Origin of the sequence: Rubripirellula amarantea, assembly GCF_007859865.1 — a bacterium.
Lineage (GTDB): Bacteria > Planctomycetota > Planctomycetia > Pirellulales > Pirellulaceae > Rubripirellula > Rubripirellula amarantea.
Map to the genome: position 1 here is coordinate 765,437 of NZ_SJPI01000001.1, position 19,002 is coordinate 784,438.

Annotated in this window: 11 protein-coding genes; 3 read left to right on the top strand and 8 right to left on the bottom strand. The window is 52.5% G+C overall.

Features of this window, described 5'->3' with window-relative positions; all coding sequences use genetic code 11:
- Positions 1-75: 75 nt before the first annotated feature.
- From Pla22_RS02840 to Pla22_RS02860, 5 genes are all read right to left on the bottom strand, one after another.
- Entirely contained in the window at positions 76-996 is a 921-nt protein-coding gene (locus Pla22_RS02840) for an SHD1 domain-containing protein (protein WP_146513256.1), read from the bottom strand.
- A 225-nt stretch (positions 997-1,221) separates the two neighbouring features.
- The gene (locus Pla22_RS02845) at positions 1,222-2,784 is read right to left on the bottom strand and encodes an arylsulfatase (protein WP_146513257.1); all 1,563 of its coding nucleotides are present in this window, start codon (positions 2,782-2,784) and stop codon (positions 1,222-1,224) included.
- 208 nt (positions 2,785-2,992) lie between these two features.
- On the bottom strand, positions 2,993-4,027 hold the full coding sequence (locus tag Pla22_RS02850; RefSeq protein ID WP_146513258.1) for an HAD family hydrolase: 1,035 nt from the start codon (positions 4,025-4,027) through the stop codon (positions 2,993-2,995).
- The gene (locus Pla22_RS02855; RefSeq protein WP_146513259.1) at positions 4,024-5,484 is read right to left on the bottom strand and encodes a hypothetical protein; all 1,461 of its coding nucleotides are present in this window, start codon (positions 5,482-5,484) and stop codon (positions 4,024-4,026) included. The genes Pla22_RS02850 and Pla22_RS02855 overlap by 4 nt, the downstream gene beginning before the upstream one ends.
- 67 nt (positions 5,485-5,551) lie before the next feature.
- A complete protein-coding gene (locus Pla22_RS02860) occupies positions 5,552-6,457 on the bottom strand; it encodes an SgcJ/EcaC family oxidoreductase (protein WP_165440494.1) in 906 nt (301 codons plus the stop codon).
- A 983-nt stretch (positions 6,458-7,440) separates the two neighbouring features.
- On the opposite strand from Pla22_RS02860, the gene Pla22_RS02865 reads away from it, so the two are divergent.
- The gene (locus Pla22_RS02865; RefSeq protein ID WP_146513261.1) at positions 7,441-8,604 is read left to right on the top strand and encodes an efflux RND transporter periplasmic adaptor subunit; all 1,164 of its coding nucleotides are present in this window, start codon (positions 7,441-7,443) and stop codon (positions 8,602-8,604) included.
- A 52-nt stretch (positions 8,605-8,656) separates the two neighbouring features.
- On the top strand, positions 8,657-11,977 hold the full coding sequence (locus tag Pla22_RS02870) for an efflux RND transporter permease subunit (protein WP_146513262.1): 3,321 nt from the start codon (positions 8,657-8,659) through the stop codon (positions 11,975-11,977).
- 25 nt (positions 11,978-12,002) lie between these two features.
- Here the strand turns inward: Pla22_RS02870 and Pla22_RS02875 are convergent, their stop codons facing one another.
- Together Pla22_RS02875 and Pla22_RS02880 are read right to left on the bottom strand one after the other, a co-directional pair.
- Complete coding sequence (locus Pla22_RS02875; protein WP_146513263.1) at positions 12,003-13,658, bottom strand: alpha/beta hydrolase; 1,656 nt, start codon at positions 13,656-13,658, stop codon at positions 12,003-12,005.
- Between the two features lie 212 nt (positions 13,659-13,870).
- On the bottom strand, positions 13,871-15,328 hold the full coding sequence (locus tag Pla22_RS02880) for a hypothetical protein (RefSeq protein ID WP_146513264.1): 1,458 nt from the start codon (positions 15,326-15,328) through the stop codon (positions 13,871-13,873).
- Between the two features lie 489 nt (positions 15,329-15,817).
- On the opposite strand from Pla22_RS02880, the gene Pla22_RS02885 reads away from it, so the two are divergent.
- Entirely contained in the window at positions 15,818-17,113 is a 1,296-nt protein-coding gene (locus Pla22_RS02885) for a carbohydrate porin (RefSeq protein WP_146513265.1), read from the top strand.
- Positions 17,114-17,208: 95 nt separating this feature from the next.
- Here Pla22_RS02885 and Pla22_RS02890 read toward each other — a convergent pair whose 3' ends face one another.
- On the bottom strand, positions 17,209-19,002 hold the full coding sequence (locus Pla22_RS02890; protein WP_146513266.1) for an ATP-binding cassette domain-containing protein: 1,794 nt from the start codon (positions 19,000-19,002) through the stop codon (positions 17,209-17,211).

Below are 19,002 nucleotides of genomic sequence, written 5' to 3' on the forward strand. Positions count from 1 at the left end.
ACCAGCCGCGACAAATCGTTGGCGAATGCCATCAGTCCACCGAACATGTGCCCCGGTTGGTGCAAAACACAGTCTTCATCGACTGACGCGACGAACGAAGCTAACCGTGTAGCCGGGATATCGAGTCACCGCCATCTGCGACGCCGCGAGACTATCCCTCGCATTGATCACTGCAGTCGTCGGACGCCCGTAGACACCTTGTCCCGGTTGCAAACCGACTTCCCATAGCGAAGTAATCCCGTTCGCAATCGCCATCATGTTCAACTTCAACAACTCGATCTGCTGACGCTGGCGATTGCCTCGTTGGTACTCCATGGCCTCGGCTTGCATCATCAAGCTCTCTCGATTCTGCATCGCTACATCTTTCTCGGATTCGAGCCAAGCCTGCCACCCGGGCTGCAAAACCTTCAAGTCTTCTGAACTGAACATGAAAAAGGGAACACCGATTTCATCGCCTGACTCAAGTTGCATCAACACACCTTCCAAAGGATAAACCTTTGGCTCTGCCCCCAGACCTTTCGCCCATTTGGTCAGGTCATGCTCGGATGCAAACTCTTGCCCCTCCAGCTTTGACATTACTTTAAGCACGACCTTTTGGTGAAGCTCGTCGAGATCACCGAACGCTTTATCGCCGACATGCACTTTTCCTCGTTGGCGAGAAACCGCGATGTCCCTTCGACCGAACGCCAAAACCCGCCCGCGAACTTTCAAACCGTCAACGGACGTCCAGGTCTGCATCTCGTCAATAGACTTCGCAAGATCGTCGCCAAACTCCTTTGAGCTTAAGAACTCACGATCGCTTTCCGATAGCTCATCGACTTCCACTGCCACCAAATCACCGTTCTCTTTCTTCAAGATGACGGTTGTGTCATTGAACGCGATGGCGTCAGCGTCCAACGTGTAGTGACCATTTGCACTCGTCCATGTTCTGGCATGCGCAGGCAACGAAGTGACTGAAAAGAGCAACAGGATTAAAAGTAAGATTGTAGTACGCATGATCGCAAGGCTTTCAATGCAAGAGGGTCTGGCTACGTGCGGCGGTTGCTACCCACGAGTTGAGCCAGGAAAAACCGCACGGATTTTGCTGCTTAACGACAGTGGTAATGCCAACGACCGTCCGGAACCATGAACCTGCTCTGAAACAAGATACAAGAAGGGAACGGAGACCGATTTTACATCAAATCCCCGTTCCCTGATTTTGACCATCAATAAGATCAATCGCTACTTCGAACCGCCTTCGGACAACGTTCGCATGACTTCGTCCAGGTTGAAGCTAGCCGCCTTTTGACGTGCGGGATACTCCTGGAATGTCTTCAGGAAAGTTCCCACGTAGTCTTGTGCAGGGCCGAGCAAGTACACACGATCGATCAGCCAGTCGTAGTACGTGTTCGACGTGACGTCGGCACGCTCGTAGGGGTCGCCTCGCAAGTTAAAGATCTTTGGCACACGAAGGGTCGTGAACGGTTCAGCCCAGATCTGCAAGGTCCCATTCACACGTTGCTCTAAGAAAACCATCTTCCAATTATCAAAGCGGAGAGCGGTTAGCTGCTGGTCATCGTTGCAGTAAATGAAGGATTCTCGAGGTCCCTTTTCTTCCTCACCCGTCAAGTACGGAAGCAAGTTGTAGCCGTCCAAGTGAACTTTGTAGTCGCGTCCGATGGCCTTATGACCGGTCAGCAGTTTTTCTTTGACGTCGCTTTCACCTGCCATCGCCAAGATTGTGGGCAACCAGTCCAGGTGCGAAACGATCTCGTTCGAGATGCTTCCCGGCTTAATTTTACCTGGGTAACGCACCATTGCCGGCACGCGGTAAGCGCCTTCCCAGTTGCTGTTCTTTTCATTGCGAAACGGAGTCATAGCCGCATCAGGCCACGTATTCATGTGGGGGCCATTATCGGTGCTGTACATCACGAACGTATCGTCCCCAATTCCCAATTCGTCAATCTTGTCCAGAACCGTTCCCACGTTCTTGTCGTGGTCGATCATGGCATCGGCATACTCACTCATCCATCGTCCCGATTGGCCAAGACTTTCGGGTTTGACGTGGGTTCGAAAGTGCATGTGGGTGAAGTTCACCCAAACAAAGAAAGGCTTCTCGGCTTTCGTTTGCCGTTCCATGAAATCAGTAGCCCGATCAGCGACATCGTCGTCAATCGTTTCCATACGCTTGCGAGTCAGTGGGCCAGTATCTTCGATTTTGCCATCGGCAAACGAATGCAAGACACCGCGAGGACCATACTTCTTGCGAAATTCTGGATCCTTCGGATAGTCCCGATGCTCGGGTTCCTCTTCAGCGTTGAGGTGATAGAGGTTTCCGTAGAACTCATCGAAGCCGTGATTCGTCGGCAGCATCTCATCACGGTCACCCAAGTGGTTCTTGCCGAATTGTCCGGTTGCGTAACCGTGATTCTTTAGCAAGCCAGCGATGGTAGGATCTTCGACCTGCATACCAGCGGTTGCCCCAGGCATGCCGACTTTGGTCAAACCAGTACGAAGTCCATGCTGTCCCATGATGAATGAAGCACGACCGGCAGTACAACTCTGCTCGGCATAGTAGTCCGTGAACATCATTCCTTCGCGAGCGACACGATCGATGTTGGGTGTTTGATACCCCATCAAACCATGCGTGTAGGCACTGATATTCGAGCGACCGATGTCGTCACCCCAAATGATGACAATATTAGGCGGCTTGGCATGCGACCGATCCGCGGTTGTGACAACCGCGAAGACGGCAATGATCGCCAATAAAGTTTTGGCGATCCTGTATTTGGATCCAGCATTCATGTTGCGTGTCCTTTGATGTTTGGTCAGGTGAAAAGAAAAGAAGTGATCGAGCAAATCCCCAACCCCTGGTTTGCTCGAACAGGTTTACATCAGATACCGCAACCAAAATCGGGCACGGATCACACGAAGGCTCCTTGTTGCGTCGCTTCAAAGGCGGCGATTGATTGTTCGAATGCTTCAAACTGATATTCCATCAGACTTACCCCGTCTATTCGCTACCCGATCCTCGAAACACACGCACCCAATCGCTCTTCATATCGACCACTGTCCATCCACGTTTCGATGCAGCTTCAAGCGCCGTGGTCAACTTGCCCGAACTCGAAGGTTTTTTATCGTAAGCGTATTCTCGTTCAACGTCGGTGTGATGGACAATCAATCCGAAACTCGGAAGCGGATTGTCGATCGTGGTGTACTCCAACATCGCTTGATCGCCATCGCTGTTGCCAAAGCATGCGATGGGACGCCGCCCGATAAACTGGTGAATACCGACGGGCTTGCCTTCCTTATCGTCTACAAAAAGATGATCCAGTGTTTTGATCAACTGCGGCTTGCCATCACGCATTTCGTACTTCGCCTGCCCAGTGGAGCCCACCACATTTTCAGCCGGAATGCCATAGACTCGTTCGGACCAAACTCGCATGAAGTCAGCACCACCGCCTGACACGATGAAGCATTTGAACCCGTTGGCTCGCAAGTAGTCCAACAACTCTTGCATCGGTTGATAAGTCAGGTCGGAATACGCCTTCTTGAAGCGAGGATGTTCGGCGGATTCCAACCAATCCGAAACGCTAGTGGCGAACTCATCCGTCGACATGCCGGCATGCGTGATCGCCATCACCTTCAACAGCCCATCATGATGCTTGCCCTCGATCAATTTCCCGATGTCACCTTGCAACACCGCTTGAACCATCGGATCAGCGGCGAGCGTGGGCTCTTTGGGAACCCGTCGCTTGACTTCGTCGAATGCGAACGCGGCTTGGAATGGAATCGGCGCTTCCGGCCATAACGTCCCGTCGTTATCGAAGACGGCGATACGGTCAGTGGGCTCAACATAGTCCGGCGATTGCTTCTGAGTCACACGGTCCACAAACGCCACAATTGACTGCTTCGCTGGACCACTGTTCCACGAAGGCAATGAATCTTCCGCCTTTGCGATTGCGGAACCGATGATCGACAAACACATGACCGTCAAGGAAACCTTGAAGGCTGTGTAAGAAGGCTGTTGATGCTGTTTGCCGTTCATTCCTGCGGTTCCTCCATGCGTACCATGGTCCAAGTTTCTTGTCTGTCAGCGCCAAAATGCACCAGCGCCGTTGATTCGTTTTCGGTGAGATTGTGGATTACTGTTTCCATGACAACCTCTTCGTTCTTGCCATCGGAAAACTTCCATGCCGCTCTTTGTGTTTCGCGGTCGACGGTTCCTTCAATCGGACGACTCGTATCAGTCGTCTCGTTATAGAACGTGCCAGCGATAATCCCTTCTTTGCTGACGGCCAGTTGAATAAGGAGACCGGTATCGGTCACTTCTTCGGCCGAGATCGCAAAGACGCCCAAGGGCATCCATTGAACGGATTCCGGATCTACGGTCTCGGGAACATCTTGGGCGATCGTGGTTGCCTGCTCATAGTACTCATCGGCGCTGGCAACCTTTTCGTCATCGACGTAAACATAGTTATCCCGGTAAACGACCGTGGATCCGTAGTCGTAAACGATGGGCGTCGGCGTTGCCCAGTTCCATGCAAAAAATGTCCCCACCGTCGCCCACGAACCGACTCGCCAACACCAGTGAGGAGGATAGCGGTTCCATCCATGCTGCCATCGCCAATCGCTGGGATGGCGACTATAGCCGGGATCCCAAAAGTTGTTATTTCCAAACGGGCGATTGACGTTGTTCGACCACTTGTTTCGGATCGAAGCGACATTGTTGCCTCCCACGCGATTGCCAATGTTGACTCGATTTCCGGCATTGATGTTGATATCGCGATCACCAATATCGGAGACCCTATCGCGGATGTTATCGCCACCGACGTTGGGTCGGTCCGGACGATTGTTGTTGACGTTGCCGGGCCGCCTTTGCGGAAGTTGTCCTGGTAGCGTCGAAGGACGGTTGTCACGACCTGGCAACCCTAAGAAATCGTCCAACTGTCCGATACTGGGACGTTTGTCCCCGAACGTAGGCCTGTCGGAACCACCGATACTGGGACGATTGCCGCTGCCAATGGCTGGACGATTGGCCGAGCCGATGCCAGGACGATCAACGCCAGGACGATCAATGTCGGGGCGATCGAGACCAGGGCGATTAACACCAGGACGATCAACACTGGGACGACTAGTGTCAGGGCGAGAAAGATTCGGACGCGTTGCCTGCGGCCGATTCGAATTTGACAGGCCAGAATTGGGGCGACTTATATTAGGCCGACTCACGTTAGGTCGATTCGTGCTGGGAAGATTAACGTTGGGACGATTAACGCTTGGCCGACTCATACTCGACCGATTAATCGAAGGTGCCGCTCGGCTCATGGAAGGTGCATGAGCTGAAAAATTCGAACGAGCGCCACCGCCAAAGTTGCCTCCACTCATTCGTGCCGCGCCGCCTGCTCGAGCACCACCACGACCACCGCCGCGACCCGCCATAGCGTCCAACATTGGCAGTGAAAGCGACAGCATTAACGTCGCCCAAACTAAGATGAAACGTTTCATAGTGGATACTGATTTGGCAAAGAAAGAAACGAAGATAAAAACGCTACGGGGTAGCCAGTCGGATTGGCTAGTCTTTTCGATCCACCGTTACTGGCCCGATACTTGGCAAAAGCTCTCCGTCCACTTGCCGAGCGATCGACTGAAAGGTGAGTGATCCGTCATCGCCGAGCCGATAGACATGCGTGGACGATCCCACTCGCCCATCGGGAAGCACGCTCTTAGAGTTCACTGTCCAGCGATTGCCTTCGTTCGTCCAACGTCCGGCAGCGTAACCTCCGTCGGAATCGAATGTCCACGAACGAATGGATTCATGAATGGGATCCCAACCCACAACTTGAGTGCCTTCAAAAGGATCGTCGTCCTGACCTTCGACGGCGAAGGAACGAATGATGAAGTTTTGGTTCTTCGACCATCGGCAGGTCGTCGTGATTGATGATTCATCGTCACTTGCGGCCCATGTACCAATCATCCACTCCAAACCCTTCAAATGCTCATAGCTTGATGGCCGTGGTTCAACGTACTGGCTTTCCTCGATCGAATCGAGTTTCCACCCGCTTGCGGTCTTGATATGAATGGCGACGTAGCTGGTCAATTCCGAATCGCCATCCGGAACACTCAAAGTTGCAACACCTGTCTCGCGGGCGACACTTGGCGAAATTAACTCAATGGACTTCACATCAACCGAAAGCATCGCCCCTTTGGCGTCCGCGAAGTATGACGTTAATTGCTCGACAATCTCTTCACGTCCATTGGTCACACTGCCGTCGACATTGGTCATCCGCCCCTGATCCATCCAACGTGCTGCAATGCCGTCAACGTTGGCGTCGTTGAAATCCTTGACATAGCCTTCAATCTCGCTGGCGACGGATTGAGCATCGCTTGAGACCGGCTCTTGTGCGACCGTCACACCGCAAAGAAAGAGTGCAACCGGCAAACAAAGCACAGCACCATAGTTGGCAAAATCAATTCTCATGGATGTACTCAGCATTCTCGTAGCTCAACGGCATGAACCGACCAATGTGTCTACCTACTCGTTTAACAAATCGCCCGACGATTGCTCAATTTTCTCTGACTTCGATTTCAAAATTGTATGGGTCTTCTGCAGAAGATTCTAAACGCACCGGAGAACAATAACTTGATCGAATAATAGAGTCGAGCCACTCGTTACAGAATTGACGATCACCGAAGCTTGCTTCCTCGGCCACAAAAATTTGATTCGGTTATCGACATGAAGACTTCTACGGTACCACGATACGAGAGAGGAAATCCCTGCAAGCATGTACATTAAAACCCATGATTTACCGACACCTTGTTCGACCATGGAGTGCAATTAGGAATCTCACCGAGCATCTAAATATGCAAAAACGCGAACATCAATTCGCGTTCACCATTCAGGATCATCTCCGATTCGCTGCCCCAAGGCCTGACCTGAAGAGCTTGCGACTTTCGCTCGAACAATTGCGCAGAATTTTAGCAGTGCGGCGCATCGGGAGACCTAAAAAGACATATATATTCGGTTAATAATCCTCGCAGAATAGGCCTCCGGTGCCCTGGTGCCATCAGCGATGGGACTTGCACGCGATCTGCAATCACGGCCTCTATGCCGAACAAGGATGTTGCCAGGACACCCCATACCCTACGCGTTATGGTCCGTTCACAAACGGACTAACAACAGCGGCACGACTGTACACTGCAGCGTGTTACTGAGTGTCGCGCTAGCTGCATAACGCGTGACGCCACCATGCTAGACTTGCTCGTTCGTCAAACCTAAGCTGTCCGCGACACTTAGATTATTGACTGGCCCCGACGCCTTCACCGGTGATGACGCCTTCACGGGTGATCTCGCGAACGATCTAACTGCACTTCATGTTCATGGGATGTAGCTTTGGCCATAAGCTTTGAAATCCATCTGCTCGTTTCCTCTTTCGGATGGCCCACCTTGTGGCATAGTTCGACATGACCCAGCACTGTTACCGATTGTTTCCACTGCTTGCTTGTGGCCTGATTGCTGTTTGCGGTTGCAAGGATGCGTCAAAAGCTCCGGCTACCACCGATCGTGCAATTCAAAAAGTTGCTTTCGTTCCTGCGAAAAAAGAATTGGTAATGGACCACGTGGAATTGGTGGGCCGGTTGGCTGCCAACGAAAGCGTCAAAATCCAATCTCGTGTCTCAGGCTTCCTGCTAGAGACACACTTCGAGGACGGACAACAGGTAACCAAAGGCGACCTCTTATTCACCATCGAACCGGATGAGTACCAAGCGATCTACAACCAATCTCTCGCGGCGATTGATGTTGCGAAGACCAAGCTAGATCTCACTGAGAAGACCTTTGCTCGTTCTAAAACACTGATCGAAAACGACGCCATTTCCAAAGAAGAATTCGACCAGAACCAATCTGCCGTTGCCGAGGCGATGGCAAATTTGATGGCTAGCGAGGCTGATGCGGCCCGCGTCAAATTGGACCTGGACTACACCAAAGTTGTTTCACCGATATCGGGACGCGTGGATCGCGCGTTGCTGGACGACGGCAATTACGTCAATGGTGGACTAGTGGGCGGAACGCTTCTTACCACCGTTGTCAGTGATCGTCCCATCAAAGCCGTTGCCAGTGTGGACGAGAACGTCCGATTGAAGTTCATGCGTCGGCAGCGTGAAGTCGGTGGCGAGGATTTCAAAGAAGCCGACAAACTAGAGGAATTGAAAATCCCTTGTTACTTGCAACTGCAGGACGAACAGGATTTTCCCCATGAAGGCATTCTCGAGTACGCAGAAATCCAAGTGGACCAGCAGACCGGCACCTCGCTATTGCGTGGCGTGTTCGACAACAACGATGGCTTGCTAAAACCAGGCATGTTCGTGCGAATTAAAGTCCCGGTATCGGACGAGTACGAGGCGGTCCTAGTCCCCAACACATCGATCGGCACTGACCAAGCGACCAATTTTGTGTACGTCATCAATGACGCAAACGAAATCGAACATCGCACCGTGATCCTAGGAGACCGCAAGGATAAGTTCCGCGTCGTCACATCGGGTGTCCAACCGGGCGAATCGGTGGTCGTCGCTGGCATGCAGTTGATCCAACCCGGCATGAAGGTGGCCCCGGTGCTGAAACAAGAGTGATAGCTGCCCCGCGACATTCCCTTGAACACTATCTTTGAACAGCTGAAACTCGATGTCCCAATTCTTCATCAAACGTCCGATCTTTGCCTGTGTAATCTCGGTATTGATCGTCTTGGCGGGAAGCATTTTTGTGTGGACGCTGCCGATCGCTCAGTACCCCGAGATCACGCCTCCTTCCGTCTTGGTAACGACGAAGTACCCCGGTGCCAGCAGTGAAGTCGTTGCGGCGACCGTTGCGGCACCGATTGAACAACAGGTCACCGGCGTCGAGAACATGTTGTACATGTCCAGCCAATCCACCAACGATGGTGGCTACTCGCTGACCGTCACGTTCGCAGTCGGAACCAACTTGGATATGGCCCAAGTCTTGGTCCAGAATCGCGTCAACCTTGCCACACCAATCTTGCCAGCCGAAGTCAAAAGCAACGGAGTCTCGGTCGTCAAAAGTTCTTCCAACGCGTTGCTTGCGGTTAGCTTCTTCTCTCCCGATCAATCGCGAGACCAGTTGTATCTAAGCAACTACGCAACGATTCGGATTAAGGATGAATTGGCACGTATCAACGGTGTGGGAAACATCACCATGATCGGTCAGCGTGATTACAGCATGCGAGTATGGCTAGATCCCAATCGCATGGCGGCGTTGGAACTAACGGCGAGTGATGTGATCAGCGCGCTTAAAGAACAGAACGTTCAAGTTGCCGCCGGCGCATTGGGGCGACAGCCCGTGCCGAAAGGTCAAGACTTTCAGTACACTTTGAAAACCCTAGGTCGACTTACCTCGCCAGAGCAGTTTTCTCAGATTGTTGTGAAGACAGGTGAAACGGGACAACTCGTTCGTTTGAGCGACGTCGTGACCGAGAAACGAACCGACGAGAGTGGCAAGCAATTTGGCGGCATCGACTTTGGTGCTGGCTTCGAAGACACAATGTGCAAACTCGATGGCGTGCCAGCATCGGGGCTGATGATTTATCAATTACCGGGATCCAATGCGTTGGATACCGCGAATGCAATTCGCGAGAAGATGGATGAACTAAGCCAAAGGTTCCCCGCGGGCATTGCCTATTCGATCAGTTACGATACGACACCTTTCATTTCGGAATCAATCACCGAAGTCTTTAAGTCGCTGCGAGATGCGATCATCTTGGTTGCAATCGTCGTGCTGATGTTCTTGCAATCTTGGCGGGCCGCTATCATTCCTTTGATAGCTGTTCCGGTAGCGATTATCGGGACATTTGCGGTGATGGCGGGAATTGGATTTAGCCTAAACAACCTGTCGTTGTTCGGGTTGGTTCTCGCAATCGGCATTGTCGTGGACGATGCAATCGTGGTGGTCGAAGCAATCGAGCACAAACTGGAACATGGGATGTCACCGGTCGAAGCGTCCGAGCAGGCGATGCGAGAGGTGACAACACCAATCATTGCCATTTCGTTGGTATTGATGTGTGTTTTCATTCCATGCTTGTTTATCTCGGGGATCACCGGCCAGTTCTTCAAACAGTTTGCTGCCACGATCGCGGTGTCGACATTTTTCAGCGCCGTTAATTCACTGACGCTTAGCCCCGCATTGAGTGCTCTGCTGCTGCGTCCGAAAGATCAACAACGAGACCCATTGTCACGGTTGATCAATTTTGTGTTCGGGTGGTTCTTCCGCTTATTCAATCGTTTTTTCGGAACGGTTTCGAGCGCCTATGCGAAGGCAGCGGGTTGGCTTGTGCGGTTGTCCTTCGTGGTGTTGGTTGTGTACGTGGGGCTTCTTTGGGCTACCTACGAAACGATGACATCGGTTCCCGTCGGTTTCGTCCCGTCCCAGGACAAGGGGTACTTGTTAGTCGATATTCAGTTACCTGATTCGGCATCGCTGGAACGCAGCGAAGCGGTGGTTCGCCAGTTGAGCGAGTTGTTGATTGGCGATCGAAGTGGCGACAGCGAGCAATTGAATCAACTCGTTCAGTCCGATATGCAAAGCGACGGAAGTCATCACCAAGAACACCATTCGAGCACGCAGGAATCCGAATCCTCGGATGGCATTGCTGGCATCAATCACACGCTGGAAATTGTTGGCCAATCGATTGTGCAGAACGCGGTCGGATCTAACTTCGCATCCGTTTTCGTTTTGCTAGATCCCTTCCATGACCGAGAGACCGATGCGTTGTACTCCGAACGTATCGCAACTCGCATTCGAAGTATTGCCGCCAAAGAGATTCTCGATGCACGAGTTTCAGTATTTGGGCCGCCACCGGTCGATGGACTTGGCAGCGGAGGCGGCTTTAAGATTATTGTTCGCGACATCGGGCAATTGGGATTGACCGAGCTTGAAAATGCAAGCTCGCTGCTATCAGCAAAGGGTTCAAGCGAACCGTCAATCTTGGGAATGCAGAGTGGTTTCCGCGCGAACACACCGCAAATGTTTATCGACGTTGATCGCGAAAAGTGCAAATCCATGAACGTTGCTCTTAGCGATGTCTTCACGACGCTGCAAACTTACCTTGGCGGCTACTATGTCAACGACTTCAATGCCTTCGGTCGAACTTGGCAAGTCAACCTGCAGGCCGATCCACTGTTTCGTTTGACGCCTGATCAGGTCACATCGCTGTATGTCCGTAGCCAAACCGGCCAGATGATTCCGATGGGTGCTTTGGCAAGAGTTGAAGACACAACAGGTCCAGCAGCCGTAATGCGGTACAACGGATTCACCGCCGCCTCGATCAACGGTCTCGCCATGCCAGGCGTGAGCTCTGGCGAAACCATCAGCACCGTTGAGCGAGTTGTCGCTGAACACTTGCCGTTTGGATTCGACACCGAGTGGACGGAATTAACGTTTCTACAAATCCAAGCGGGCAACACGGCACTGATCGTATTCGGATTGGCAGTGGTGCTAGTGTTCCTTGTTCTGGCCGCTCAATACGAAAGCCTTAAATTGCCGTTGGCAGTCGTCCTGGTAGTTCCAATGTGCTTGCTTTGCGCCGTGGTTGGGATTGCCATCGCGGGAATGGACATCAATATCTTTGTCCAGATTGGGTTCGTGGTTCTGGTTGGTTTGGCGAGCAAGAATGCGATCTTGATTGTCGAGTTTGCCAAGGAACAACAAGAAGGCGGGATGAGCAAATTTGATGCTACCATCGAAGCATGCCGCTTGCGTCTGAGGCCCATCATCATGACATCGCTCGCGTTTATTCTCGGCGTGGTGCCGCTCGCTCTTGCCAGCGGAGCCGGTGCTGAAATGCGTTCTACCCTCGGTATCGCCGTCTTTTCCGGCATGCTGGGCGTCACGTTCTTTGGGATCTTCCTGACACCGGTGTTTTATCACCTGCTTGCCAGCCCAACACCTAAGATGACTACGACGACGGCTTCAAACAGCCAAGGCGATCACTGATGGCTAGTACGAGTCGCACGATGGACTAGGGTTTCGGCGCCGCTTTGAGTCGAAAGATTTCCTTGAGCGATGCAACCTGTACTGGCGATGCATGTTCGGGTTCGGTTACCGCCACCCATCCGTCGATGTAGCTAGATGGCGAATAGTTGTGACCGTGTCCGATCGGGACAGTAGTTGCCATCGGTAGGTCAAAACCAATTTGCAGGAAAGTGATGATGGGATACCAACGCAGATGCGGGGACACATCCGGCCCCGGAGGGCTTGTCAACCATTCGGGGCGGCTCCAGGCCAAGCTGGGAGAAAACCAAACCATGGGATCGCTCGAATATTGAATGTAGACGTTTCGCATCTTCCCCCACTGCTTCTCGGGCTGCAGTGAATTTTCTTGAGCCGTGAATCGAAGCAGTCGCCCATCGCGAAACGTTGGCAACCACGCAGGGCTTCCTTCATTGCGATTGCGAACGCTCGCGTTCCACTCCTTGCTCGGAAACGGGGGTCCACTCCACAGAGCTCCATCGATGGGATCTTCAAAAATGGTGAACAGGTCCGCCGACTCCTCAGAACCCAACGACCCTAAACTCAGTCCCTGCAGATAAAGTCGCGGCCTCGAATCCTTAGGCAGAGTTTTCCAGTATCCATACACCTCATCGAAAAGAGCTTTCGCCGAGTCGATTGACCGTTGGGGGTCCACCAAAATCGTGATCCAGCTAGGAAGGTAAGAATACTGGGTGCTAACGATCGCCGTATCGCCACCATGCAAATACTCAACGGTGTCGACCGCGGATGGATCGAGCCACCCGGTTCCCGTTGGCGTTGCGACGATCAACACGGACTTATCAAAACCGCCTACTCGCTTGAGTTCTTCGAGGGCCAGTTTCGCTCGGTCTCGCATCGTCGGACGCGACCGCACGCCAACATACACTCGGATCGGGCGCTGAGCCTCAACGCCCGTAAACTCGGTAATCTCGGTTTGAGTCGGGCCCAGTGCTAGAAAGATCTTCCCTTGGCGTCCGATCGAATCCCAATCGACAAGTGAGTCCTCGCCGCCAGTCAGCGAATTGTCGTCAGGTCGCTGGACGTCATCATCGCTCAGTTCGTCCAGATTCGCAAAGAACGAATCCGCTGCGGAAAGCAGGCTCTTCGCAACAACATCATTGGTCAAAAACATCACCAATAACCCGACGCTAATGAAAGCTACCAACTTCGCCACCTTCTCGGGAAATACGCGATTCAGCTTTCTCGCAACAAACGCGCTAGCGGCGACAAACAAACGAGCGAATGCAACCAAGATGGCGCCAAACACAATCGCGATGGCGGCAGTGCGATAGGGATAAGTGGTCTCCAAATCCTCGATCCCCATTAACTGACGAATCGAGTTCTGCCAAAAGGTCATTCGCCATATGAAGCCGATGAACAAAACCACCACGACCGCTGTGGTGATTCGCTTGGCGATCACTTGGGTTCGCCCGGTAGGTTTGCGAAGCTCAAAGAACTGATACATCCAAACCAACACAACGCCAATCGAGTATCCAATCGCCAACGCAAACCCTGACAAAATCCCTTGAACCAAATAGGTACGCGGTAATAAAGACGGTGTCACAGAGGCGGCGAAGAACAAAGTCGCGAGCATCAAACCGACGAAAGAAAACGAGCGTTTGTATTGGATAAGTCGTTCTTTCATGGAATCGTACAAAAAGATCTTTTGCGGTTAAAAATCAGAGTCCATGTGAATTTAGTGCTCGTCCCTGCTCCCGCAACCGGGGCAGAGCAGGGCGGGGGCAACTCAGAAGGCCTTCCTCACCTGAAAATTCGTCGACTATTGATCGGCGTGAATCTACCTGCAACGAACGCTATGATTGCTGGCCACGAAGAGGCTTGCGATCTCAGGTGCACTTAGAAGCTAAACTGCAACTGTGTTCGAAACAGCCATCCTGCATCACCGCTATTGATGTCTAACACCGACGAATTGATCGCGGCTCCGTTGAGGTGGGTTGCGTCCGTCGTCAACTTGGCATTTTGCCCGTGGAAGTACCAAACGGCACCGGCGGCGATTTCGTCGGAACTTCGATCTGATTGCCCAAGGGTGCCAGAATTGCCCACCACTCGAGACCAACGTGTTAGCACCTCAAACTTTTCGGGGACCAGGAAAACGCCGGCTTGCAACCAAAAACCGTGATCGAAAAGGTTCGCAATCGTGGCATCTTGAAAACCGCTGAGGTTGCGAAAGTAGTATTCGCTGGTCAACGATACGCCGCGATACTTCAACGATGCATCGACCGAGTATTGAGCGACATCAAACGAATCAACATCAACCGGCAGCACGGCTGAAATCGGCTGCCCGGTGTCGACCGTTCTTAGCGACGAGAACTCTGCGAACCCGGACCTGTCGATGGTTGTTACCGCGAAGCCAGCACCCACGCGAGTTACCAACGTTTGGTGATTAGTAAAGTCTGCGAGTTCTCCCGGCCCCCAATCTCCGGTCGGATAGCAGTACACTCGTCCCGAGAACGCATTATTGTTGTCCAACGCTCGGCTACTTCCTGTGTCAGATCCACCCGTGACAAGTCCGTTGAACAGTGCCAGTTCCCAAAAAAGCGGCTTGGGAAGAAGCTCGAGTTTGCCATACAACCCCACCGCAATGCTGCGATTGACGTCGAAGTAGATGCTGCTCATCGAGCGATCCGAAAACTCCAATTCTTTCCCGCTTAATTGACGAGCAAGCGATGACGGAATTTTGTACAGACCAGCCTTGATCCCAAGTGCGTCTTTAGTGCCGCCCCAAAGCCCGTGTGACAAATCGTAGGCGAAGTAGTAGTCGAGAAGCCGGAGACCGTCCGCTGCGTTACTTCGTCCATCCAACTGAACAAAGTACAAGAGGTCGGTGCTAATTGCGTTGCCGGACAGGACGACGCGAGCACGTTTGAGCTGCAACTGGTTGAGGTCACGGTTTCCGTTACTCGAATCGAAAACAGTATGACGAAGTTGTCCCCACCCGTTGATCTTTAGCCGGTAGGGGAAGTCCTCCGTTCCAAGTCTAAGATCTTCTTCGCTGGCGATGATGAATCCGCGGTCGTAACCGACTCCGATCCCCACCGGCATTTCTTGGAAGTCATCGAGCGGGCTCTCCGGTGCAACCGACGCGCCAACACTTGCAAATGGGTCAGCTTGCCCTGCATTTGGTGACGACAGATCTGACTCCAAAAGAACAGAGTCGATGACCGTAGCATCGGGATCTTCAATCACGACACTAGACAAACCCGGCAAAGGAAACTGTTCCGATGCCTCACTGCGAGAAAGATCGCATATCGAGACTGCGAAAGCTAAACAGAACAGAAATTGTAACTTTGCCATTTCTCTTGTGGTGCCGTTGATGCATCGTGAAACTGGAAAAGATGGCTCCGCGAAGTCAACACGACCCTATCATTTACCTTGATCGGCAATGCCCAAATGAAAGCTCGATCCGATCGCGCATTATCTTCAGATTTGCTCACCATGAATCTCGAGTCGCTTCCCGGTTGCATCGCTCATAAACATCAGCGACATCGCTGCCTCTCGCTCCTTTGAGAACTGCGATGGTAAGCGGGCGTAGGCTTATCATTTGTTCATTGAAGAACCTGCGTCACGTATGTGAAACTCGAGTCCAATACCGAGGCGGTGCTTTTGGTGATTCGTCAGAGTTCATCCAAAAGGAGAATCCGTCAGTCGGAAGATGAAAAGTTCGCTTGATCCAAGACTTGCCTCGGGAGGGGTAGGTTCAACACACGAACATCAAATTGACACCATCTTCCACACCCGAAGCTGACCTGCACGGCTTCTGCGACATCGAGTCGAAGGATCGACATGATAAGTCTAAACGCTGCCAAATCCGTTCCAGGGTTGATGTTTGTGCTGCTAGCTGTGGTTACCGCAGCGTCGGCACACGGCCAAATGCCGAACTGTGACAGTGGTTTTTGCTGCGACGAATCACCTGCATTGGACTGCGACGTTTGTTGCCAAGAGTTGTCGTGCCGCGAACGTTGGGCAGACAGCGGAATTACGTTCAGCAACAACCTAACGCAGTTCTATTTTGGAACGGTCGATGGTGGCCTGGAGCAAACCGACCGCTACGGTGGTCATGGCGATTACGTGGCCAATTTCGATTTGGGCAAACTTGGTGTTCAGGAAGGCTTGTTCATCAAACTTAGAGCCGAGCATCGTTTTGGTCGCTCGATCGTTGAACCCACGGGCGCTCTGTTACCAGCGACGCTCGCAGCCGACTTGCCGGTTTCAGATAGCCGCGATCTGTACCTGACCAATTTCGTCATTACTCAAGCATTGTCGGAAAACTTCATCGTCTTCGCTGGCAAAATGGACACACTCGACGGCGATGCGAATGCGTTTGCGCATGGCCGCGGCATCACACAATTTTCCAACGTTGCCTTCGTCGCAAATCCAATCGCGTTGCGAACCATTCCCTACGCTTCACTCGGCGCCGGGTTTGCATACCTTTTGGAAGGTGAACCGTTGTTTTCGTTTCTCGTAATCAATCCAACGGACACCACCACCAGCAGCGGCTTTGACGAACTATTCGCCGATGGAGTCGCCATGTCAGCGGAAATCCGAGTACCGACTTCATTGATGGGACGTCTTGGTCATCAACTAGTTGGAGCGACTTACAGCACACGCGATTACGTTAGTCTTGATCAGGATCCTCGCATCGTATTGCCACAGGTACCCGTAAGCCGGTCGAGTGACTCTTGGTCGCTTTATTGGAACATGGATCAGTACTTAGTAACGGATCGATGCACGCCGGGTCGTGGATGGGGCTATTTCGCTCGAGCAGGAATCGCTGACGACGACACCAATCCCATCAGCAGTTTCTTAAGCGCCGGCATCGGCGGCAGCAGCATGATCCGTGGCCGAGAATCTGATTCGTTCGGCTTGGGGTATTTCTTCTACGATTCCAGTGAGGAAATTGCACCGTTCCTGGCAACCGTCCTTGGACCAATTGGCGATAGCCAAGGCGTCGAAGCGTTTTACAACATCCAGGCGACCAAGACGCTAACGGTTACACCGGATTTCCAATGGCTCTCGCAAGCTCGTCAAAACATCGATGACGCCTACCTCTTGGGTGTCCGAGCCAACCTAGCGTTCTAGCGTGAGACATTCGTAAAACGCTAACCAGCAAGCATCCCACCACAAGAACACACACTGCGAAGAAACACACTGCGAAAGGACGACTTCTCGATGTCTTAGGATTCGAGCGTTTCCCAACGCTCGAACGACGTTGCCAAATCATCTTCAAGCTGGTTCAGACGTTTGGCGTCTGCGGTGATTTGGGCAGGCGGTTTCTTGAAGTAAGTGGGGTCGGCCATGTCGTCGTGCATGGCGGCAATATCGGCTTCGAGTTTTTCGATTTTCGCAGGCAACTTTTTCAGTTCCTGCTGCTCGTTAAACGACAACTTCTTGGCGACTGGCTTGCTTGCCGTTTTTGCGGGAACGTTTGGCTTGGGCTTCTCTTTGGCGACGGCTTTTTGCTCGGATTCGCGACGGTCAACGGTTGATTTCCAATTGTCGTAGCCGCCGACGTATTCGCGAACGTTGTCGTCTTCGAACACAATCGTGCTGGTCACCACGTTGTTCAGGAACGTTCGGTCGTGCGACACCATCAACAACGTACCTGGAAAATCAATAAGTTGTTCTTCGAGCAATTCGAGCGTCTCGGCATCCAAGTCGTTGGTCGGTTCGTCGAGTACGATCACGTTGGCCGGCTTGGTCATTAACTTGGCAAGCAGAGCTCGGTTGCGTTCACCACCCGACAAATACTTCACCTGCGTGCGAGCCCGCTCGGGCGTGAACAGGAAGTCCTGCAAGTAACCCATGATGTGTTTGACACCATCACCGATCTGTATGCGATCACTGCCTTCGCCTACGTTCTCGTGAACAGTTTGTTCAGGATCGAGGGTGTCACGAAGTTGGTCGAAGTAGGCAACCTGAAGATTCGTCCCTAGTCGCACGGTGCCCGTATCGGGTTCAAGTTGACCGAGCAACAACTTCAAGAGTGTTGTTTTGCCGGCACCATTGCGACCCATGATGCCGATCTTGTCACCGCGCATCAACGTGGTCGAAAAATCACTCAAGATCGGCTTGCCGTCGTAGCTAAACGAGATGTCTTTGACTTCGGCTACCAGGGCTCCACTGCGAGCCGCTTCCTGAAGGTTAAGTTTCGCCTTGCCTTCGCCCGTCCTACGTTCGCCGCGTTCGCTTCGCATTCTTTCGAGTGCACGGACGCGACCTTCGTTGCGAGTCCGTCGAGCTTTGATGCCCTGACGAATCCAGACCTCTTCCTCAGCCAACTTTTTGTCGAACAAAGCGTTTTGCTTTTCTTCCGCTGCAATCGCGGCTTCTTTTCGCTGAAGAAAGGTGTCGTAGTCGCAGGTCCAATCGAACAGCCTTCCGCGATCAATCTCCCAAATCCGCGTTGCCAGCGTTTGCAAGAACGAGCGGTCGTGAGTGATAAAGATAAGCGTGTTGCGCCATCGACTGAGGAAACTTTCCAACCAAAGGATAGATGGGATGTCCAAGTGGTTGGTTGGTTCGTCGAGCAGCAGGACATCGGGATTTGGAGCGATCGCTTGCGCCAACAACACTCGTCGCTTCATTCCACTGGAAAGCGTTTGAACATCGGTGTCCGGATCTAATTCCATTCGCGACAATGTCGAGTCCACGGAATGCTCGATCTCCCACGCGTTTTCAAGATGCGGATCGACCGTCTGTCCGGCGAGTACGACTTCGCGAACCGTGCCATGCAAGTCGCTCGGCACGTCCTGGGTCAATCGTGCAATGGATGCACCCGAGGCCAGTTGAATGGAACCATGATCGGGAACGACCTGTCCGTCGAGCATCCGCAGCAGCGTCGTCTTGCCCGCCCCGTTGCGTCCGAGCAAACCTATTTTGTCTCCCGCTTCGATTCGTGCGGAAACTTGGTTAAGCAGTGCAGGACCACGGAAACCGATGGATACTTCGTCGAGAGTGATGAGCGGCAT